This is a genomic window from Pseudomonas sp. LARHCG127 (genome assembly GCF_052871455.1).
The window spans coordinates 100,379-119,686 of the sequence record NZ_JBIXJT010000017.1 but is presented as its reverse complement, the minus strand read 5'-3'; the positions used below and the strand labels follow the sequence as shown (position 1 = coordinate 119,686).

The following is a 19,308-nucleotide window of genomic DNA, read 5'->3' as shown; positions in this document are numbered from 1 at the left end:
GGCCGGCCCCCCCGGGCGCCGGCCTCTTCACTTCCAATTACAAGCTGGGGAAAGCGAATTGTGAAGCCTCATGGCTGGCACGCTGCGGCCAACGCTGGGTAATGGCCTTGCGACGGGTATAGAAACGCACGCCGTCCGGGCCATAGGCATGCAGGTCGCCGAATAGCGAACGCTTCCAACCACCAAAGCTGTGATAAGCCACTGGCACCGGCAATGGAACGTTGACGCCCACCATGCCGACTTCGATCTCATCGCAGAACAACCGCGCCACTTCGCCATCGCGGGTGAAGATGCAGGTGCCGTTGCCATACTCGTGATCATTGATCAGTTGCATCGCCTCTTCCAGGCTATTGACCCGGACGATGCACAGCACCGGTCCAAAGATCTCTTCCTTATAGATACGCATCTCGGGGGTCACGCGATCGAACAGGCAACCGCCGAGGAAGAAACCTTCTTCATGCCCGGCCACACTCAAGCCGCGACCATCAACCACCAGTGAAGCGCCTGCTGTCACACCCTCTTCTATATAGCCACTGACCTTGTCCCGATGCTGACCGGTCACCAGCGGCCCCATGTCCAACCCGCAAGACGTACCGGCGCCAATCTTAAGCGCCTTGATTTGCGGCACCAATTTGGACACCAGCGCATCCGCCACTTGGTCGCCGACACACACCGCCACCGAAATTGCCATGCAACGCTCACCGCATGAACCGTATGCCGCGCCCATCAGCGCGCTGACGGCATTGTCCAGGTCGGCATCCGGCATCAGCACCGCATGGTTCTTCGCCCCGCCCAGCGCCTGGACACGTTTGCCACGTCGAGTGCCCTCGGCATAGATGTACTCGGCAATCGGCGTCGAACCGACAAAACTCAGCGCCTTGACTTCCGGCGCTTCGATCAGTGCATCCACCGCAGCCTTGTCGCCATGGACGACGCTCAGTACACCCTTGGGCAAACCCGCTTCCAACAACAACTGGGCGATCAGCAGCGTCGAACTCGGATCACGCTCGGACGGCTTGAGAATGAAGCAGTTGCCGCAGACGATCGCCAGCGGATACATCCACAGCGGCACCATCGCCGGGAAGTTGAACGGGGTGATGCCCGCCACCACGCCTAAAGGTTGAAAGTCTGACCAAGCGTCGATGTTCGGTCCTACGTTACGGCTGTATTCGCCCTTCAGGATCTCCGGCGCTGCACAGGCAAACTCGACGTTTTCGATGCCGCGCTTGAGCTCACCGGCCGCGTCTTCCAAGGTCTTGCCGTGTTCCTCGCTGATCAACTGGGCGATACGCGCCTCGTTCTGCTCCAGCAATTGCTTGAAACGAAACATCACTTGGGCGCGCTTGGCCGCTGGTGTATTGCGCCAGGCCGGAAAAGCCGCCTTGGCGGCATCGATGGCCTGCTGGATAGTCGCGCGATCAGCCAATGGCACCTTATGAATGGCCTGGCCAGTAGACGGGTTGAACACATCGGCGGTGCGAGCGCTGTCGCTCAGCAGTTCGCCATTGATCAAATGCGGGATGAGGCTCATGGGGACTCCAGAATTATCCACAGGCGCCCATGGCCGGGCGCCCGTTGTTAAAGAATGCGTCAGTCGAGTTTGTTCAGCACTTCACCGACTGCATCGAACAGGCGATCCAGGTCCTGTGGCTTGCTGTTGAACGTTGGCCCGAACTGCAGAGTGTCGCCGCCGAACCGCACATAGAACCCGGCTTTCCACAACGCCATGCCGGCTTCGAACGGACGCACGATGGCATCGCCATCGCGCCCGGCGATCTGGATCGCGCCGGCCAGGCCATAGTTGCGGATGTCGATGACGTTCTTCGCGCCCTTCAGACCGTGCAAGGCATTCTCGAAATGCGGGGCTATTTCGGCCACGCTCTGCACCAGGTTTTCCTTCTGCAGCAGGTCCAGCGCCGCCAGGCCCGCCGCGCAGGCCACCGGGTGTGCCGAGTAGGTGTAGCCGTGGGGGAACTCCACTGCGTACTCGGGCGTTGGCTGGTTCATGAAGGTCTGGTAGATCTCCGAGCTGGCAATCACCGCGCCCATGGGGATCGCGCCATTGGTGACTTGCTTGGCGATGCACATCAGGTCCGGGGTCACGCCAAAGCTGTCGGCACCAAACATCGAACCGGTGCGGCCGAAACCGGTGATCACTTCGTCGAACACCAGCAGAATGCTGTGCTGGTCGCAGATTTCCCGCAGGCGCTTGAGATACCCCTCAGGCGGCACCAGTACGCCGGCCGATCCTGCCATCGGCTCGACAAACACCGCAGCGATATTGGACGCATCGTGCAGTTCGATCAGCTTCAACAGCTCATCCGCCAAGGCGATGCCACCCTCTTTCGGCATGCCACGGGAATAGGCGTTGCTGGCCAGCAAGGTGTGGGGCAAGTGATCGACGTCCATCATGGCCTGGCCGAACAGCTTGCGGTTGCCACTGACACCGCCGAGGCTGGTGCCGGCGATGTTCACACCGTGATAACCACGGGCACGGCCAATCATCTTGGTCTTGGTCGCCTGGCCCTTGAGACGCCAGTAGGCGCGGACCATCTTCACTGCGGTATCGGCGCACTCGGAACCGGAATCGGTAAAGAACACATGATTGAGGTTGCCTGGGGTCAGGCTGGTGATCTTTTCCGCCAGTTGGAATGACAGCGGATGGCCGTACTGGAACCCCGGCGAATAATCGAGAGTACCCAGTTGCTTGGCGACCGCTTCCTGGATTTCCTTGCGGGTGTGCCCGGCGCCACATGTCCACAGGCCCGACAGCGAGTCGTAGACCTTGCGCCCCTTGTCATCCACCAACCAGCTGCCTTCGGCAGCGACGATCAGGCGCGGATCGCGCTGGAAATTTCGATTGGCGGTGTAAGGCATCCAGTGGGCATCCAGCTTGAGCTGGCTAGCCAGGGAACCGGCAGCGTGTTCGGGCATGTTCATCGACAAAACCTCGCAGGTCATAAGCGACAGGGGATCGAAAGGCGTTCTTGCAGCTAAGTTGCCACGACGATAAAGTCAATGAAATCCAACTTTTGTAACCTTCAGTCGGCGGATCACTAAACTATGAGCGCTCGTCGTCCCGATCCTCTGGCCCAGGTCAGCGACTTTGATATTCGCCTGCTGCGCATTTTTCGCAGCGTCGTGGAGTGCGGTGGATTCTCCGCCGCGGAAACCGTACTGGGAATCGGTCGCTCAGCCATCAGCCAGCAGATGAGCGACCTTGAACAGCGCCTCGGCCTGCGTCTGTGCCAACGTGGGCGCGCGGGGTTTTCCCTGACCGAAGAAGGGCGCGAGGTCTATCAATCGGCGTTGCAGTTATTGAGCGCACTGGAAAGCTTTCGCACCGAGGTAAACGGGCTGCACCAGCATCTGCGCGGTGAGTTGACCATCGGCCTCACCGACAACCTGGTCACCCTGCCCCACATGCGCATCACCCACGCCCTGGCGCAATTGAAAGAGCGCGGGCCTGACGTGCAGATCCAGATTCGCATGATCGCCCCCAACGAAGTCGAGCAAGGCGTGCTCGACGGTCGCTTGCATGTCGGCGTGGTTCCCCAGGCCAGTGCCCTGTCCGGGCTGGAATATCAACCGCTCTACAGTGAACGTTCGCTGCTGTACTGCGCGGTCGGGCATCCACTGTTTTATGTCGATGACCAACAACTTGAAGACGCACGCCTCAACAGCCAGGACGCCATCGCCCCGACGTTCCGCCTGCCGGCCGAGATCCAGGCCCATTACCAGGCGCTTAATTGCACCGCGAGTGCATCGGACCGCGAAGGCATGGCGTTCCTGATTCTTACCGGGCGCTATATCGGCTACCTGCCCGATCACTACGCCAACCTCTGGGTCCAGCAGGGTCGGTTGCGGGCCCTTAAGCCTGCGGCACGGTTCTATGACTTGAGCCTGGCGTCGGTCACGCGCAAAGGGCGCCGGCCTCACTTGGTGCTGGAGAGTTTTCTCGAGAGCCTGGCGGCCACCCGCTGACCTTTTTACACCCTGTGGGAGCGAGCTTGCTCGCGATGGCGGTGTATCAGTCACACCTAATGCTGAATGACCCTCCGCTATCGCGAGCAAGCTCGCTCCCACAGGTGTTTAGCCGGCTTTTAGTGTGATGACACTTGTCGGATCGATGCCGGTGCGCTATCAACGCATTTGCTTGCCCACAGACCCAGCCCGGAAACGCCCATGACCTTTGAAGTCCCTGCCCACGGTGGCAAGCCCACCAGCCGCATTCGTCAAAAGAACGAAGAGACGATTCTCAAGGCCGCCGAAGATGAATTCGCTCGCCACGGGTTCAAAGGCACCAGCATGAATGCCATCGCCCTCAAGGCCGGGCTGCCCAAGGCGAACCTGCATTATTACTTCACCAATAAACTCGGCCTGTACGTGGCGGTGCTGAGCAACATCATCGAATTGTGGGACAGCACCTTCAACACCCTCACCGCCGAGGATGATCCGGCCGAAGCCTTGACCCGCTACATCCGTGCCAAAATGGAGTTCTCTCGTCGCCAGCCCCAGGCCTCGCGACTGTTCGCCATGGAAGTGATCAGCGGGGGCGAATGCCTGACCGAATATTTCAACCAGGATTACCGTGCCTGGTTCAATGGCCGGGCCGCCGTGTTCCAGGCCTGGATCGACGCTGGCAAGATGGACCCGATCGACCCGGTGCATCTCATCTTTCTGTTGTGGGGCAGCACCCAGCATTACGCCGACTTCGCCACCCAGATCTGTCGCGTGACCGGTCGCAGCAAGTTGACCAAACAAGACATGATCGACGCAGGCGACAACCTGATCCGCATCATTCTCAAGGGCTGCGGCCTGACACCCACTCTCTAAGATCGCCATGCCCTTTACCCTTGCCGGTTTTTGCGAGCACCGCGAAGAAATTCGCAAAAGCCGCTTCATTACCTTCGCCGCGCCCATCACCAGCCCCGCCGATGCCCAGGCTTTTATCGAGCAGCACAGCGACCTGGATGCCACCCACAATTGCTGGGCCTGGAAACTCGGCGACCAGTACCGCAGCAACGACGATGGCGAGCCGGGTGGCACCGCCGGGCGGCCAATCCTGGCCGCGATCGAAGCCCAGGCCTGCGATCAGGTCGTGGTGCTGGTGATTCGCTGGTATGGCGGGATTCAACTGGGCACCGGCGGGCTGGCCCGAGCCTACGGTGGCGGCGCGAACAAATGCCTGCAAAACGCTGAGAAAATCGAATTGATCAGCCGCGTGCCGCTGCACTGTAGTTGCGGGTTCGCCGAACTGCCCCTGGTGAAACTGCGCGTCGCCGAGTGCGGCGGGCTGGTGAATGAAGAACGCTTCACCGCCAATGGCGTGGACCTGCAATTGGCCGTAGGCGAAGCCCACATCGAAACCTTGCAAACGCAACTGGCCGACCTGAGCCGTGGACGGATCCTGTTAGAGCGTTGAGTTCGCAGGCTGCAATCTTTCAGGGCATCGCGCAATCGTTCAACTTGCCCACATCCACTGTGCACCCGACTGTGGATAACCTGAGCACATCCCTCTGTAACCCTTCTGTCATGCGGGTTTCAGCGGGTTGCTCATTTTTCAGCCAAAGTCCTTCCCAAGGGCCAAATCCATCCACAAAACAACCGCTTGCAGCGGTTTATCACCTTTAGAAGAAAGCCCCGTAGTGCTTATGCCCGAGTTTCCGGCTTGCACACAATAACTGTGGAGCAACCTGTGGATAACCCGTTCATGGCTCCTTCCGCCCCGTGAAGGACATAGCTCACAGCCGCTTGTTCAATTTTTGACCACCCATTTCAGGGCAAACCGCTGCCTGGGCCAGACCCGTGCGCGCCAAGGTAGTGCAGAATTTCCCCACTACAGATGCTCAGGCCCGACGCGGAAGGCCTCAGTAACGGGACTCAAGACAATTTCCTGACCTGATGGCCAGGAAATTGCTTTATCCACAGGCATTCCTGTCCATCGGCCCGAGCCTGTCATGTCCAACCCCGACTCCATCGCGCGCCTGCAATTGCGCAAGATCAGCAAACGCTACCCCGGTTGCCTGGCCAACGACGCCATCGACCTGAGCATCCAGCCCGGCGAGATCCACGCCTTGCTGGGGGAAAACGGTGCGGGCAAAAGCACCCTGATGAAGATTATCTACGGCGTCACCGCTGCCGATTCGGGTGAGGTGATCTGGCAGGGCCAGCGCGTCAACCTGCGTAACCCGGCCCAGGCCCGCAGCCTGGGCATCGGCATGGTGTTCCAGCATTTCTCGCTGTTCGAAACCCTCACCGTTGCGCAGAACATTGCCCTGGCGATGGGCGCGGCAGCCGGTACGCCAGCGCAACTGGAGCCCCGGATCCGCGAGGTTTCCCGGCGCTACGGCATGGCCCTGGAACCACAGCGGCTGGTCCACAGCCTGTCGATTGGCGAGCGCCAGCGGGTAGAGATCATTCGCTGCCTGATGCAAGACATTCGGTTGTTGATTCTCGATGAACCGACCTCGGTACTCACGCCCGCAGAAGCCGAAGAACTGTTCGTGACCTTGCGCCGCCTGGCGAGCGAGGGCTGCAGCATTTTGTTTATCAGCCACAAGCTCGGGGAGGTGCGCGCGTTGTGCCACAGCGCCACGGTGCTGCGCGGCGGACGCGTCTCAGGGCATTGCACCCCGGCGCATTGCTCGGACCGAGAGTTGGCGCAACTGATGGTTGGCGAGGCCGCAGGACTGATGACGGATTACCCCAAGGTCAGCGCAGACAAAGCCTTCCTGCACATCAACAAGCTGTCCTGGCACAACCCCGACCCGTTCGGCTGCTCGTTACGGGACATTGACCTTGAGGTTTGCAGCGGCGAAATCGTCGGCATCGCCGGGGTGGCGGGCAATGGCCAGGACGAATGGCTGGCATTGCTCAGTGGGGAAACGCCGCTTCCCCGCCAGCAAGGCGAAACGATTCGATTCGGCGACCAGCCCGTAGCGCACCTGCGCCCCGACGCTCGTCGCCAGCTCGGCCTGGCATTCGTCCCCGCTGAACGCCTGGGCCATGGCGCCGTGCCGCAATTGAGCCTGGCGGATAACGCCCTGCTCAGCGCCTTCCAGCAGGGCCTGGTCAGCCATGGGCTGGTTCGACGCAGCAAGGTCGAACACCTGGCCGAGGAGATCATCCGTCGTTTTGGCGTGAAGACGCCCGACACCAAAACCCCTGCGCGCAGCCTTTCGGGGGGCAACTTGCAAAAATTCATCCTGGGCCGGGAAATCCTGCAACAGCCAAAGCTGCTGGTGGCCGCGCATCCGACCTGGGGCGTGGACGTCGGCGCGGCGGCGACCATCCATCGTGCCCTGATCACCCTGCGCGACGCGGGCGCGGCGATCCTGGTGATCTCCGAAGACCTCGATGAACTGTTCCAGATCAGCGACCGTCTCGGTGCCTTGTGCGGCGGGCGCCTGTCGGCCTTGCGTCCTACCGTCGAGACCCGCCTCAGCGACGTCGGCGCCTGGATGGCCGGCCAGTTCGACGCCCCTCAATCCCCTGCCCCCGCGCCGGTTTAACGGAGTTCCACATGCTGCTTTCTCTCGAACCCCGCGGCCAGCAATCGCGCCTGATGCTCTGGTGCTCGCCGCTCTTGGCCGCCGTGTTGACCCTGGGCAGCGGCTCGCTGCTGTTTATCGCCCTTGGGCATGACCCGTTGCAAACGTTGTACACCCTGTTGATCGCCCCGATCAGCGACCTGTACGGTATGTCCGAATGGCTGGTCAAGACCTTGCCGATCCTGCTCTGCGCCCTCGGCCTGGCAGTGGCCTATCAGGCGCGGATCTGGAACATCGGCGCCGAAGGCCAATTGCTGCTGGGCGCCCTGGCCGGCAGTGCCGTGGCGGTGAACATCATCGACGTGCAAAGTCGCTGGGCATTGGTGTTGATCCTGCTGGCCGGCACCCTGGCCGGGGCGGCTTGGGCCGCGCTCACGGCGTGGCTGCGCACGCGCTTCAACGCCAACGAGATCTTGACCAGCATCATGCTCAACTACATCGCCCTGAACCTGCTGCTCTTTTGCGTCCACGGGCCGTTGAAAGACCCGGCGGGGTTCAACTTCCCCGAGTCGGCGATGTTCGGCGAGGCCAGTCGCCTGCCGTTGCTGCTGGAGGATGGCCGCGTCCATGCCGGGCTGTATTTCGCCCTGCTGGCGCTGGTAGCGGTGTGGGTCTTGCTGCAGAAAAGCTTTGTTGGTTTTCAGATCAAGGTGCTGGGCCTCGATGCCCGCGCCGCTGGTTTTGCCGGCTTTCGCCAGAAGCCGCTGGTGTGGCTGGCGCTGCTGATCAGCGGTGCGCTGGCCGGTCTGGCCGGCGTCTGCGAAGTCGCCGGGCCGATCGGCCAACTGGTGCCGCAGGTGTCGCCGGGCTATGGCTATGCGGCGATTACCGTGGCGTTCCTCGGGCGCCTCAATCCCATCGGCATTCTGTTTGCCAGCCTGTTGATGGCCCTGCTGTACATCGGCGGAGAGAGTGCGCAGATGTCGCTGAACCTGCCCCAGGCAATCACCCAGTTGTTCCAGGGGATGATGCTGTTTTTCCTGTTGGCCTGCGACGTGCTGATTCTCTACCGGCCACGCCTGAATCTGCGCTGGACCCGGCGCGCCCGAACTACCGCGGTACAGGCAGGAGCCTTGTGATGGATATCGACCTGTTGAGCAATATTTTCTATGCCATGGTTCGCTGCGGCACACCGCTGCTGCTGGTGGCCCTGGGTGAGTTGGTTTGCGAAAAAAGCGGCGTCCTGAACCTGGGCCAGGAAGGCATGATGCTGTTCGGCGCGGTGATTGGTTTTATCGTCGCGTTCAACAGCGGCCACCTCTGGCTCGGCGTGCTGTTGGCAATGGCTGCGGGAATGCTGTTGTCGGCATTGTTCGCGCTGGTGGCGCTGGTGTTCAACGCCAATCAGGTCGCCACCGGACTGGCGCTGACGATTTTCGGCGTGGGCCTGTCGAGCTTTGTCGGGGCGGCCTGGGTCGGTAAACCGCTGGCGGGCTTCGAGCCGTTGGCCATTCCCTACCTGAGTGACATCCCCTTGATCGGGCGGATGCTGTTCGCCCAGGACCTGCTGGTGTACCTCTCCTTTGCGCTGTTTGCGCTGGTGGCGTGGGTGATCGTGAAAAGCCGCGCCGGACTGATCATCCAGGCCGTCGGCGAGAACCCCGATGCCGCCAGTGCCATGGGCCTGCCGGTGTTGCGGGTGCGGACCCTGGCGGTGCTGTTTGGCGGCGCCATGGCCGGGTTGGCCGGCGCCTATCTGTCACTGGCCTACACGCCGATGTGGGCCGAGAACATGAGCGCCGGGCGCGGCTGGATCGCCCTGGCGCTGGTGGTGTTCGCCAGTTGGCGGGTGTGGCGCCTGCTGCTGGGCGCCTACCTGTTCGGTCTCGCCAGCATCCTGCACCTGGTAGCCCAGGGATTGGGGTTGGCGATTCCGTCGAGCCTGCTGGCGATGCTGCCCTATGCCGCGACCATTTTGGTGCTGGTGCTGCTGTCCCGGGATGCCGTGCGCACGCGGCTGTACGCGCCGGTGTCCCTGGGGCAGCCTTGGCAGGCGGGGCATTGAGACAGACCGCGGCGGGCCTATCGCGAGCAAGCTCGCTCCCACACTTGACCAGGGTGAACACTGAATTCAGGTTTGACTCAGCTCCCCCTGTGGGAGCGAGCTTGCCCGCGATGAGTCCCGAACAGGCAACACCTGAACCAAGCCCCACACCACCTCGAAAAACAGGAAAACCCACAACACCGCACTGGCTCCATGAAGCAGCGCATACAGCATCCAGGCCGAGAACAGAAACCGCCCCACCGCGTCATAACGCCCGTACAGCGCCTGGGGATCACGAATCCGCAACACCGACCACACGCAGACAATCGAGCCCATCAGATTCACCATCAGCACATGCGCCGGCGCAAACGGTGGCAGGTCCCCAGGCAGGTCAAAGAGCTGAGTCATGCTCACCAATACGCCATGCACCGCCGCAAAGCTCCACGGCGTGGCCAGCGCGGCCGACACGATCAGGTCGTACCAGGCGCTGCCAAGCACCACCCGGCGATATTGCATCGAACTCCACATACACGTTGCTCCAGATAATCGAGGAGCAAAGAGGCTAAAGCCTGGGGTATGCTCCAAGGTCAAGTCCTCTGGAGCTTCGCAATGCGTATCGGTGAATTAGCCCAAGCCTGCGCCGTCAGTCGAGACACGCTGCGTTTCTACGAGCAACGTGGCCTGATCGCAGCATCGCGCAGCGCCAATGGCTATCGCGACTACCCCGCCGACATCGTCCAACTGGTGCTCTATATCAAGACCGCCCAGCGCCTGGGCTTTACCCTGGGCGAGATCGGCGCGAGCGTCGCCGCCCTGTGGAACGCCCCCGACCCGGACTGCGCCGTGACGCAATTGCTGCAAGACAAGCTGAACCTGATCGAAACCCGCATGACCGAACTCGACGCGTTGCGTCAAGAGCTGAAACAACGGCTCGGGCAACGTTGTCCATTAAACCCGTGACCTTTTTCTTTCAAGGATGCCCCTCATGACTTCGGCAAGAAACGCATTGATCATCGGCGCCTCCCGGGGCCTGGGCCTCGGCCTGGTGAAGACGCTGCTCAGCGATGGCTGGAACGTGACCGCCACCGTGCGCAACCCGCAGAACGCCGAGGCTTTGAAGGCGCTGGGCCCGGTGCGGATCGAAAAACTCGACATGGACGACCAGCAAGCCGTCATCGCCTTGAGCCAGCAGCTCAAGGGCGAGACCTTCGACCTGTTGTTCGTCAACGCCGGGGTCAAGGGCCCAGATAACCAGAGCCCGGGCGGCGCGACGCTGGCCGAAGTCGGCCAGCTGTTCTTCACCAACGCCGTGGCGCCGATCAACCTGGCCCAACGCTTCGTCGGCCAGATCCGCGAGGGCAGCGGCGTGCTGGCCTTCATGAGTTCAGTGCTGGGCAGCGTGACCATGCCCGACGCGCCGGAACTGGCGCTGTACAAGGCCAGCAAGGCAGCGCTCAACTCCATGACCAACAGCTTCGTCAGCCAACTGGGCGAACAGTCATTGACGGTATTGTCGCTGCACCCGGGCTGGGTGAAAACCGACATGGGCGGCGAAGGCGCGGACCTCGATGTCGAGACCAGCACCCGTGGGCTGATCGACCAAGTGAATGCCTTCGCCGGCAAGGGTGGGCATCACTTCGTCAATTACAAAGGCGAAACAATCCCCTGGTAACCACCCGATACCCTGTGGAACCCCCTAACCCTGTGGGAGCGAGCTTGCTCGCGATGGCGCCAGATCAGTCGACATTGATGCTGAATGTCAGGCCGCTATCGCGAGCAAGCTCGCTCCCACCAAGCCCTCTCCTACATTGAAACCTGGGTCAGGCACTGGAAATGTGTCCGGCAACCTGAGTAAACTCCGCACCTTGCCCTATCCAATGGGCGACCCTGGATCAGCAGACAGGGCATCACTGAGCTGGCTAACCTGAACCCACTTTCAGAGGAGCCGGCCACCATGCCTGCGACCCGTACCTGGTTAAAAAATCCCCTCGCCATTTTCACGGCTAACGACCTCGATGCCCGTGGCGGTCTCGTCCTGCAGGACGGTGTGATCGTCGAACTGCTGAGCGTCGGCCAACAACCCGCCCAGCCCTGCGACCACGTCTTTGACGCGCGCGAGCATGTGATCCTGCCGGGCTTGATCAACACCCATCATCACTTCTACCAGACCCTGACCCGCGCCTGGGCGCCGGTGGTGAACCAGCCGTTGTTCCCCTGGCTGAAAACCCTCTACCCGGTGTGGGCGCGGCTGACCCCGGAAAAACTCGCCCTGGCGAGCAAAGTGGCCTTGGCCGAGTTGCTGCTGTCGGGCTGCACCACGGCGGCCGACCATCATTACCTGTTTCCCCAGGGCCTGGAAAATGCCATCGACGTGCAAGTGCAAAGTGTCCGTGAGCTGGGCATGCGGGCGATGTTGACCCGTGGCTCCATGAGCCTGGGCGAGGCCGACGGTGGCTTGCCACCGCAACAGACCGTGCAGCAGGGCGAGGTGATTCTTGACGACAGTCAGCGCCTGATCGCCGAATACCACGAGCGCGGCGACGGCGCACAGATCCAGATTGCCCTGGCGCCCTGCTCGCCGTTTTCGGTCACGCCGCAGATCATGAGCGCCAGCGCCGAGCTGGCGGAAACCCTCGACGTTCGCTTGCACACCCACTTGGCCGAAACCCTCGACGAAGAAGCGTTCTGCCTGCAACGCTTCGGCCTGCGCACCGTGGATTACCTGGACAGCGTCGGCTGGCTCGGCCCACGCACTTGGCTGGCCCACGGCATTCACTTCAACCCGGACGAAATCGCCCGACTCGGTGCCGCCGGCACCGGTATCTGCCATTGCCCCAGTTCGAACATGCGCCTGGCCTCGGGTATTTGCCCGACACTGGAGCTGACCGCCGCCGGCGCTCCCGTGGGCCTGGGTGTCGACGGCTCGGCATCCAACGATGCCTCGAACATGATCCTCGAAACCCGCCAGGCGCTGTACATCCAGCGCCTGCGCTACGGCGCGCAAGCGATCACGCCGGAGCGCGTACTGGGCTGGGCGACCCGGGGCTCGGCGCAACTGCTCGGGCGCAGCGATATCGGCGAATTGGCCGTGGGCAAACAGGCCGACCTGGCGCTGTTCAAGCTCGATGAGCTGCGCTTCTCCGGCAGCCATGACCCGGTCTCGGCCCTGCTGCTGTGCGGCGCGGACCGGGCGGACCGGGTGATGATCGGGGGGCAATGGCGGGTGATCGACGGGCAAGTCGAGGGGTTGGACTTGAAGGGCTTGATTGCCGATCACAGCCAGGCGGCGCGGGAATTGATCGCCGACGCCTGACCCCAACCCAAATCCCCTGTGGGAGCGAGCTTGCTTGCGATAGCGGCCTGACATTCAACTTCAATGCTGTTTGTCTGGCGCCATCGCGAGCAAGCTCGCTCCCACAAGGGGGATGGTGCTGGGCTCAGAGGCCCAGCAGGGACAACATGATAAACGTCGCGAACAACACAAAATGCGTCATGCCTTCGATGGCATTGGTTTCACCATCGTTGAGGTTGATCGCGCAGACGATCAGGGTGATGAAAATCATCACCGTCTGCACCGGGGTCATCGCCATCTGGAAAGGCTGGCCGGTGTAGAGGGCCATGGCTTCCATCACCGGCACAGTAAGGATCACGGTGGACAACGACGCCCCCAGCGCGATGTTCACCACCGCCTGCATGCGATTGGCGAGGGCCGCGCGCAGGGCGGTGAGGATTTCCGGCGCGGCGGAGATCGCCGCCACCAGGATCGCCGTGACCACGGGCGGAGCACCCGAGCCTTCCAGCCCCAGGTCGATGGCCTTGGACATCACTTCAGCCAACGCACCGATCACCACCACGCCAAACACCAGCGCACTGATGGAAATCGTCAGGCTGACAGGTTCCGGTTCGTTTTCCACCGGTTCTTTCTTGCGGCGCTTTTCCGGGTAGCTGTAGCTGAAAAAGTAACTGTGGGGCCCGACCTGCATGCGCAGGAACAGCGTGTACAACACGATCATCGCGCCGATGGTGAAGGCAGAATAGGTTTTCCAACTATCCCGGGGGATGAACTCCGGCACCACCATCGACACGCCCATGGCCGTGAGAATCATCACGCTGTAGGTGCGCGCCGAATCGTCGTTGTAGACCTGCTCGCCATGCTTGATCCCGCCCATCAACGCCGCGAGCCCGAGGATGCCATTGATGTCGAGCATCACCGCCGAGTAGATCGTGTCCCGCACCAGCGTCGACGAGGCTTCGTTGTTCATCATGATCGCCAGGATCACCACTTCCACCAGCACCGCCGACAAGGTGAGGATCATGGTGCCGTAAGGATCACCGACCTTTTCCGCCAGCAGCTCGGCGTGATGGGCCACGCGCATGGAGGCCGCGACGATGAAACCGATCAGGACCAGGCCGCCGATCAACGCCACCAACTGCCCGCTGCCCAGCAGCCAGTGCTCCAGCGGATAGGCGACACATACGGCGGCCAGCGCCAGCAACAGCAGTTTTTCTTGCTTGATCAAAGTGAGCATCGCGGGCCTGTCACTGTGAACGGGTCATGAGTTACTGACTGTGGGGGGACGCGAACGTTTCGTCCGATTGTGACGCACCAGGGGGTGGCGAGTGGCTGGCAGGTGCACCTTTATTGTTCTCAAGGGCCTCATCGCGAGCAAGCTCGCTCCCACAGGTTATGCGGATGTAGAACCTGTGGCGAGGGAGCTTGCTCCCGCTCGGTTGCGAAGCAACCGTAAAAAACAGGGCCGCTGCGCAGCCCAGCGGGAGCAAGCTCCCTCGCCACAAGAAGGTCGTGTCGATTAGTTGTCCTGTTGGTCAGCATTTTGCATTGCTGCTGCACAGCCAACCTCACAACAAAATGGAGTTCGAGTTCATGCACAAACGCCCCTTGAAGAAATTGCTTTGCGCCGTCGTCGCGGCCGTCGGCCTGGGCGCCGGCCTGAATGCCAGTGCCGCCGACCCGCTGAAGGTCGGCTTCGTCTACATCGGCCCCATCGGCGACCACGGCTGGACCTATCAGCATGAACAAGGGCGCAAGGAACTGGCGGCGAAGTTCGGCGAGCAGATCACCACCCACTACGTGGAAAACGTACCGGAGGGGGCCGACGCCGAGCGGGTGATCCGTAACATGGCCAAGGACAAGTACGACCTGATCTTCACCACGTCCTTCGGCTACATGAACCCGACGCTGAAGGTCGCCAAGCAGTTTCCCAAGGTCATCTTCGAACACGCCACCGGCTACAAGCAGGACAAGAACCTCGGCACCTACCTGGCTCGCACCTATGAGGGTCGCTACGTCGGCGGCTTCCTCGCGGCCAAGATGACCAAGACCAAGAAGATCGGCTACGTCGCCTCGTTCCCGATCCCGGAAGTCATCCGCGACATCAACGCCATCCAACTGGCCCTGAACAAATACAACCCCGGCACCGAAATCAAAGTGGTGTGGGTCAATTCCTGGTTCGACCCGGGCAAGGAAGCCGACGCCGCCAACGCGCTGATCGACCAGGGCGTCGACGTCGTATTCCAGCACACCGACAGCCCGGCGCCGATCCAGGCCGCCGAACGCCGCGGCGTCTATGCGGTGGGCTACGCTTCGGACATGGCCCATTTCGGGCCCAAGGCGGTGCTGACCTCCATCGTCAATGACTGGGGCCCGCATTACATCCAGGCGACCCAGAGCGTGCTTGACCACAACTGGAAATCCCAGGACTACTGGGGTGGCCTGAAGGAAGGCACGGTGAAACTGCCGATCAGCGACCTGGTGCCGGCAGCGGTCAAGGGCGAAGCCGAGCAGATCATCGCCGACATCGAGAGCGGTGCTTTCCACCCATTCACCGGCCCGATCAAGGACCAGGCCGGCGTCGAGAAAATCCCTGCGGGCGTAAGCGCCACCAACGCGGAACTGGCGTCGATGAATTATTACGTCGAAGGGATGAAGGCTGAGATTCCCAAGTAACTGCCAAGCCCAACCCAATACCCATTGTGGGAGCGAGCTTGCTCGCGATTGCGGACTGACATCCATATCTGTATTGGCTGACACACCGCTATCGCGAGCAAGCTCGCTCCCACAGAGGCCCTTATTTCAAATCTGGAAAGCCGCATGAACAGCCTGCCCATCATCGACATCGGCCCGCTCTACGGCAATGAGCCCGACGCCTGGGAAGGCGTCGCCGAGCAGATCGACCGCGCCTGCCGTCAGTGGGGCTTCTTCTACATCAAGGGCCACCCCATCAGCCCGGCGCGCATCGCCGAGGTGCTGGGCAATGCCCAACGCTTCTTCGCCCTGCCCGTCGAAGAAAAACTCAAGATCGACATCACTCAGACCCGCCACCATCGTGGCTATGGCGCCGTCGCCACGGAACAACTGGACCCGACCAAGCCCAGCGACCTGAAGGAAACCTTCGACATGGGCCTGCATCTGCCGGCCGATCACCCCGAGGTGCTGGTGGAAAAACCGTTGCGCGGCCCCAACCGCCACCCAGACCTGAGCGGCTGGCAAGCCTTGATGGAGCAGCATTACCGTGACATGCAAGCGCTTGCGCAAACCCTGCTGCGGGCCATGACCCTGGCCCTGGGCATCGAACGGGACTTTTTCGACACGCGCTTCAACGAACCGGCGAGCGTGCTGCGCCTGATCCATTACCCGCCCCGCGACACCGCCAGTTGCGCCGAACAGCAAGGTGCTGGCGCCCATACCGACTACGGTTGCATCACCCTGCTCTACCAGGACGCCGCCGGTGGCCTGCAAGTGCGCAACGTCAATGGCCAGTGGATCGATGCGCCGCCCATCGATGGCACGTTCGTGGTCAACCTCGGCGACATGATGGCGCGCTGGAGCAACGACCATTACCTGTCCACGCCGCATCGGGTGATCAGCCCGCTGGGAGTGGACCGCTATTCGATGCCATTCTTTGCCGAGCCGCATCCCGACACGCTGATCCAGTGCCTGCCCGGTTGCCAGGATGACGCCCACCCACCCAAGTACCCAACGACGACCTGCGCCGAATTCCTGCTGTCGCGCTTCGCCGACACCTATGCTTACCGGCGGGAGCCCCAGGCCGTGTAGTGGATCAGCCGGTCAGGTTTTACCCGACAGGGCGGCCAGCCCCCTGTAGAATGGCCGCCATCGATTCGCTGATGAGAAAAGACCATGTACGACTGGCTCAACGCCCTGCCCAAGGCTGAACTGCACCTGCACCTGGAAGGCTCGCTGGAACCCGAGCTGCTGTTCGCCCTGGCCGAACGCAACAAGATCGCCCTGCCGTGGAACGACGTCGATACCCTGCGCAAGGCCTATGCCTTCAACAACCTGCAGGAATTTCTCGACCTCTATTACCAGGGCGCCGATGTGCTGCGCACCTCCCAGGATTTCTACGACCTGACCTGGGCCTACCTGTTGCGGTGCAAGGCGCAGAATGTGATCCACACCGAACCGTTCTTCGACCCGCAGACCCACACCGACCGTGGCGTCCCATTCGAAGTGGTGCTCAACGGCATCGCCGCCGCCCTCAAGGACGGTGAGCAACAACTGGGCATCACCAGCGGCCTGATCCTGAGCTTCCTGCGTCACCTGAGCGAAGAACAAGCCGAGAAAACCCTCGACCAGGCGCTGCCGTTCCGCGACGCCTTCGTGGCCGTGGGCCTGGACAGTTCGGAGATGGGCCATCCACCGAGCAAGTTCCAGCGCGTATTCGACCGCGCACGCAACGAGGGTTTCCTGACCGTTGCCCACGCCGGCGAAGAAGGCCCGCCCGAGTACATTTGGCAAGCCCTGGACCTGCTGAAGATCCAGCGCATCGACCATGGTGTGCGGGCCATCGAAGATGAGCGGCTGATGCAGCGGATCATCGACGAACAGATTCCATTGACCGTGTGCCCGCTGTCAAACACCAAGCTGTGCGTGTTCGACGACATGTCGCAACACAACATCCTCGACATGCTCGAGCGCGGCGTGAAGGTGACGGTGAACTCCGATGACCCGGCGTACTTCGGCGGCTACGTCACCGAAAACTTCCACGCCCTGCACACCCACCTGGGCATGACCCAGGACCAGGCCAAGCGCCTGGCGCAGAACAGCCTGGATGCGCGACTGGTAAAACCCTAACCCCAACGATCAACCCCGGTGGGAGTCAGCTTGCTCGCGAAGACGGCGGTACATTCAACATCGATGTTGACTGACACTCCGCCTTCGCGAGCAAGCTCGCTCCCACAGGTTTTTTGATCGCCTGCAAGTTCACGGTTGGACGCAGATCCAATTGTGGGAGCGAGCTTGCTCGCGATGGCGGTCAATCAGGCGACATCGATATTGAATGCCGAACCGCTATCGCGAGCAAGCTCGCTCCCACAGGGGATTGTGTTTAGTCAGTGGCGTTCGCTTCGCTCAGCTCTTCCAGCGTCTTGCCCCGGGTTTCCATCCCGAACAACCAGACCACCCCCGCCGCCACGGCGAAGCACAGCGCGCCCAGGGCGAATACGCCGCCCTGGCCGGTGATGGGAAACACCAAGCCGGTCACCAAGGGGCCGAGCAGCGAACCGATACGCCCCACCGCCGAAGCAAAACCCGAGCCGGTGGCCCGGGCGGAGGTCGGGTACAACTCAGGCGTGTAGGTGTAGAGCACCGCCCACATGCCGAACAGGAAAAACTGCATCAGCAACCCGGTGCCGATCAGCAGCCCGACGTTGCCGCCAAACACCGCGCTCTGCCCATACAGAAACGCCATCACCCCGCCGCCCAGCAACGTGATGATGCACACCGGCTTGCGTCCCCAACGCTCCACCAGCCAGGCCGCCATCAGGAAGCCGGGAATCCCGCCCAGGGAAATCAGCACGGTGTAATACACCGACTGGGTCACGGCGAACCCCGACTGCTGCAACAGTGCGCTGAGCCAGGACGTCAGGCCATAAAAACCGAGCAAGGCAAAGAACCAGACGCTCCAGATCATCATCGTGCGCTGGCGATACAGCGGCGACCAGATCTGCGCCAGGGCCGAAAAGAAATTGCCCGGCACACTCTCCACCCTTGGCAGGCGGATCGGCTCCGGCAGATCGCGACGTCCCAGCGAGGTCCGGACCTTGTCTTCGATCCGCTTGAGCACCGCGTCCGCTTCGTCACCCCGACCGGCCTGTTCCAGCCAGCGCGGCGACTCGGGAATGAAAAAGCGAATCGCCAGGACAAACACTGCCGGCACCGCCAGCACCAGGAAGATGTCGCGCCAGCCGATCACCGGCAGCAGGAAATACGACAGCACCCCCGCCGCCACGAAGCCCAGGGGCCAAAAGCCGTCCATCAAGGCGATGTAGCGCCCTCGACGCTTGGCCGGGATCAACTCCGACAGCATCGACTGGGCAATCGGAAACTCCATGCCCATGCCGATACCCAGCAGGACGCGAAACAGCGTCAAGGTCTCGACATCCTGGGCGGTGGAGCACAGGTAACTGGCAATGCCCCACAACACGATGCTCCACTGGAACACCGGCTTGCGCCCGAACCGGTCGGCCAGCATGCCCGACAGCGACGCCCCCAGCACCATGCCGAAGAAGCTGGAGCTGGCGAGCAAACCGGCCTGGGCGGTGCTCAGGCCGAACTCGGTTTTGATCGAGCCCAGCAGGAACGTCATCATCGCCAGGTCCATCGAGTCGAAGAAAAACGCCAGGGCGATGATGATGAAAATCACCCGGTGATACCCACTGATGGGTAACCGCTCCAGGCGTTCCGCCGCGCTGTAACCGTGAGTGTCCATGCTGCCTCCCCAATCCGAA

At 61.9% G+C, this 19,308-nt stretch carries 17 protein-coding genes; 12 read left to right on the top strand and 5 right to left on the bottom strand.

The genetic code is table 11. The features are described 5' to 3' along the window. Window positions 1-37: 37 nt before the first annotated feature. Both ACIPQ1_RS24695 and ACIPQ1_RS24690 read right to left on the bottom strand, forming a co-directional pair. Window positions 38-1,531 carry a CoA-acylating methylmalonate-semialdehyde dehydrogenase gene (locus tag ACIPQ1_RS24695; protein WP_446534950.1) on the bottom strand — a complete coding sequence of 498 codons (1,494 nt, stop codon included), beginning with the start codon at window positions 1,529-1,531 and terminating at the stop codon, window positions 38-40. A 59-nt stretch (window positions 1,532-1,590) separates the two neighbouring features. Beyond that, entirely contained in the window at window positions 1,591-2,940 is a 1,350-nt protein-coding gene (locus ACIPQ1_RS24690) for an aspartate aminotransferase family protein (RefSeq protein WP_060739305.1), read from the bottom strand. Between the two features lie 123 nt (window positions 2,941-3,063). On the opposite strand from ACIPQ1_RS24690, the gene ACIPQ1_RS24685 reads away from it, so the two are divergent. The 6 genes from ACIPQ1_RS24685 to ACIPQ1_RS24660 all read left to right on the top strand — a co-directional run bounded on the left by ACIPQ1_RS24685 (window position 3,064) and on the right by ACIPQ1_RS24660 (window position 9,558). Then, window positions 3,064-3,984 (top strand): LysR family transcriptional regulator, encoded by a 921-nt coding sequence (locus tag ACIPQ1_RS24685; RefSeq protein ID WP_072410356.1) that lies wholly within the window; start codon window positions 3,064-3,066, stop codon window positions 3,982-3,984. A gap of 201 nt (window positions 3,985-4,185) precedes the next feature. Further along, complete coding sequence (locus ACIPQ1_RS24680) at window positions 4,186-4,836, top strand: TetR/AcrR family transcriptional regulator (RefSeq protein ID WP_186707970.1); 651 nt, start codon at window positions 4,186-4,188, stop codon at window positions 4,834-4,836. Between the two features lie 7 nt (window positions 4,837-4,843). After that, complete coding sequence (locus ACIPQ1_RS24675; RefSeq protein WP_186707968.1) at window positions 4,844-5,425, top strand: IMPACT family protein; 582 nt, start codon at window positions 4,844-4,846, stop codon at window positions 5,423-5,425. A gap of 535 nt (window positions 5,426-5,960) precedes the next feature. Then, window positions 5,961-7,514, top strand: a complete 1,554-nt coding sequence (locus tag ACIPQ1_RS24670; protein ID WP_250964934.1) for an ABC transporter ATP-binding protein — start codon at window positions 5,961-5,963, stop codon at window positions 7,512-7,514. An 11-nt stretch (window positions 7,515-7,525) separates the two neighbouring features. Next, on the top strand, window positions 7,526-8,632 hold the full coding sequence (locus tag ACIPQ1_RS24665; RefSeq protein WP_446534949.1) for an ABC transporter permease: 1,107 nt from the start codon (window positions 7,526-7,528) through the stop codon (window positions 8,630-8,632). Next, entirely contained in the window at window positions 8,632-9,558 is a 927-nt protein-coding gene (locus ACIPQ1_RS24660; RefSeq protein WP_411386420.1) for an ABC transporter permease, read from the top strand. Before ACIPQ1_RS24665 ends, ACIPQ1_RS24660 begins: the two co-directional genes overlap by 1 nt. A gap of 66 nt (window positions 9,559-9,624) precedes the next feature. Here ACIPQ1_RS24660 and ACIPQ1_RS24655 read toward each other — a convergent pair whose 3' ends face one another. Further along, window positions 9,625-10,065: a hypothetical protein gene (locus ACIPQ1_RS24655; protein ID WP_446534952.1), complete on the bottom strand. Its 441-nt coding sequence runs from the start codon at window positions 10,063-10,065 to the stop codon at window positions 9,625-9,627. Window positions 10,066-10,146: 81 nt separating this feature from the next. Between ACIPQ1_RS24655 and ACIPQ1_RS24650 the strand changes: the two genes are divergently transcribed. From ACIPQ1_RS24650 to ACIPQ1_RS24640, 3 genes are all read left to right on the top strand, one after another. Then, window positions 10,147-10,497, top strand: coding sequence for a MerR family transcriptional regulator (locus ACIPQ1_RS24650; RefSeq protein WP_186707958.1), 351 nt, complete (start codon window positions 10,147-10,149; stop codon window positions 10,495-10,497). Window positions 10,498-10,522: 25 nt separating this feature from the next. After that, window positions 10,523-11,209: an SDR family oxidoreductase gene (locus tag ACIPQ1_RS24645; protein ID WP_411386418.1), complete on the top strand. Its 687-nt coding sequence runs from the start codon at window positions 10,523-10,525 to the stop codon at window positions 11,207-11,209. Window positions 11,210-11,491: 282 nt separating this feature from the next. Beyond that, window positions 11,492-12,850 (top strand): 8-oxoguanine deaminase, encoded by a 1,359-nt coding sequence (locus ACIPQ1_RS24640; RefSeq protein WP_446534948.1) that lies wholly within the window; start codon window positions 11,492-11,494, stop codon window positions 12,848-12,850. 124 nt (window positions 12,851-12,974) lie between these two features. On the opposite strand, the gene ACIPQ1_RS24635 is transcribed toward ACIPQ1_RS24640, so the two are convergent. Continuing rightward, window positions 12,975-14,066, bottom strand: a complete 1,092-nt coding sequence (locus ACIPQ1_RS24635) for a calcium:proton antiporter (RefSeq protein ID WP_446534947.1) — start codon at window positions 14,064-14,066, stop codon at window positions 12,975-12,977. Between the two features lie 356 nt (window positions 14,067-14,422). Here ACIPQ1_RS24635 and ACIPQ1_RS24630 point away from each other — a divergent pair, with 356 nt between their 5' ends. The 3 genes from ACIPQ1_RS24630 to ACIPQ1_RS24620 all read left to right on the top strand — a co-directional run bounded on the left by ACIPQ1_RS24630 (window position 14,423) and on the right by ACIPQ1_RS24620 (window position 17,653). Next, window positions 14,423-15,505, top strand: coding sequence for a BMP family ABC transporter substrate-binding protein (locus tag ACIPQ1_RS24630; RefSeq protein WP_411386415.1), 1,083 nt, complete (start codon window positions 14,423-14,425; stop codon window positions 15,503-15,505). A 144-nt stretch (window positions 15,506-15,649) separates the two neighbouring features. Then, the gene (locus ACIPQ1_RS24625; RefSeq protein WP_446534946.1) at window positions 15,650-16,615 is read left to right on the top strand and encodes a 2-oxoglutarate and iron-dependent oxygenase domain-containing protein; all 966 of its coding nucleotides are present in this window, start codon (window positions 15,650-15,652) and stop codon (window positions 16,613-16,615) included. An 84-nt stretch (window positions 16,616-16,699) separates the two neighbouring features. Further along, entirely contained in the window at window positions 16,700-17,653 is a 954-nt protein-coding gene (locus tag ACIPQ1_RS24620; protein ID WP_186707946.1) for an adenosine deaminase, read from the top strand. A gap of 253 nt (window positions 17,654-17,906) precedes the next feature. On the opposite strand, the gene ACIPQ1_RS24615 is transcribed toward ACIPQ1_RS24620, so the two are convergent. Then, the gene (locus ACIPQ1_RS24615; RefSeq protein ID WP_446534945.1) at window positions 17,907-19,289 is read right to left on the bottom strand and encodes an MFS transporter; all 1,383 of its coding nucleotides are present in this window, start codon (window positions 19,287-19,289) and stop codon (window positions 17,907-17,909) included. Between the last annotated feature and the right edge of the window lie 19 nt (window positions 19,290-19,308).

Excerpts from the sequence above, each read along its gene's own strand:
- ACIPQ1_RS24645 (WP_411386418.1), top strand. The coding sequence starts at position 10,523 with ATGACTTCGGCAAGAAACGCATTGATCATCGGCGCCTCCCGGGGCCTG.
- ACIPQ1_RS24640 (WP_446534948.1), top strand. The coding sequence starts at position 11,492 with ATGCCTGCGACCCGTACCTGGTTAAAAAATCCCCTCGCCATTTTCACG.
- ACIPQ1_RS24680 (WP_186707970.1), top strand. The coding sequence starts at position 4,186 with ATGACCTTTGAAGTCCCTGCCCACGGTGGCAAGCCCACCAGCCGCATT.
- ACIPQ1_RS24615 (WP_446534945.1), bottom strand. The coding sequence starts at position 19,289 with ATGGACACTCACGGTTACAGCGCGGCGGAACGCCTGGAGCGGTTACCC.
- ACIPQ1_RS24630 (WP_411386415.1), top strand. The coding sequence starts at position 14,423 with ATGCACAAACGCCCCTTGAAGAAATTGCTTTGCGCCGTCGTCGCGGCC.
- ACIPQ1_RS24675 (WP_186707968.1), top strand. The coding sequence starts at position 4,844 with ATGCCCTTTACCCTTGCCGGTTTTTGCGAGCACCGCGAAGAAATTCGC.
- ACIPQ1_RS24685 (WP_072410356.1), top strand. The coding sequence starts at position 3,064 with ATGAGCGCTCGTCGTCCCGATCCTCTGGCCCAGGTCAGCGACTTTGAT.
- ACIPQ1_RS24695 (WP_446534950.1), bottom strand. The coding sequence starts at position 1,531 with ATGAGCCTCATCCCGCATTTGATCAATGGCGAACTGCTGAGCGACAGC.
- ACIPQ1_RS24660 (WP_411386420.1), top strand. The coding sequence starts at position 8,632 with ATGGATATCGACCTGTTGAGCAATATTTTCTATGCCATGGTTCGCTGC.
- ACIPQ1_RS24635 (WP_446534947.1), bottom strand. The coding sequence starts at position 14,066 with ATGCTCACTTTGATCAAGCAAGAAAAACTGCTGTTGCTGGCGCTGGCC.
- ACIPQ1_RS24625 (WP_446534946.1), top strand. The coding sequence starts at position 15,650 with ATGAACAGCCTGCCCATCATCGACATCGGCCCGCTCTACGGCAATGAG.
- ACIPQ1_RS24670 (WP_250964934.1), top strand. The coding sequence starts at position 5,961 with ATGTCCAACCCCGACTCCATCGCGCGCCTGCAATTGCGCAAGATCAGC.
- ACIPQ1_RS24650 (WP_186707958.1), top strand. The coding sequence starts at position 10,147 with ATGCGTATCGGTGAATTAGCCCAAGCCTGCGCCGTCAGTCGAGACACG.
- ACIPQ1_RS24655 (WP_446534952.1), bottom strand. The coding sequence starts at position 10,065 with ATGTGGAGTTCGATGCAATATCGCCGGGTGGTGCTTGGCAGCGCCTGG.
- ACIPQ1_RS24690 (WP_060739305.1), bottom strand. The coding sequence starts at position 2,940 with ATGAACATGCCCGAACACGCTGCCGGTTCCCTGGCTAGCCAGCTCAAG.
- ACIPQ1_RS24620 (WP_186707946.1), top strand. The coding sequence starts at position 16,700 with ATGTACGACTGGCTCAACGCCCTGCCCAAGGCTGAACTGCACCTGCAC.
- ACIPQ1_RS24665 (WP_446534949.1), top strand. The coding sequence starts at position 7,526 with ATGCTGCTTTCTCTCGAACCCCGCGGCCAGCAATCGCGCCTGATGCTC.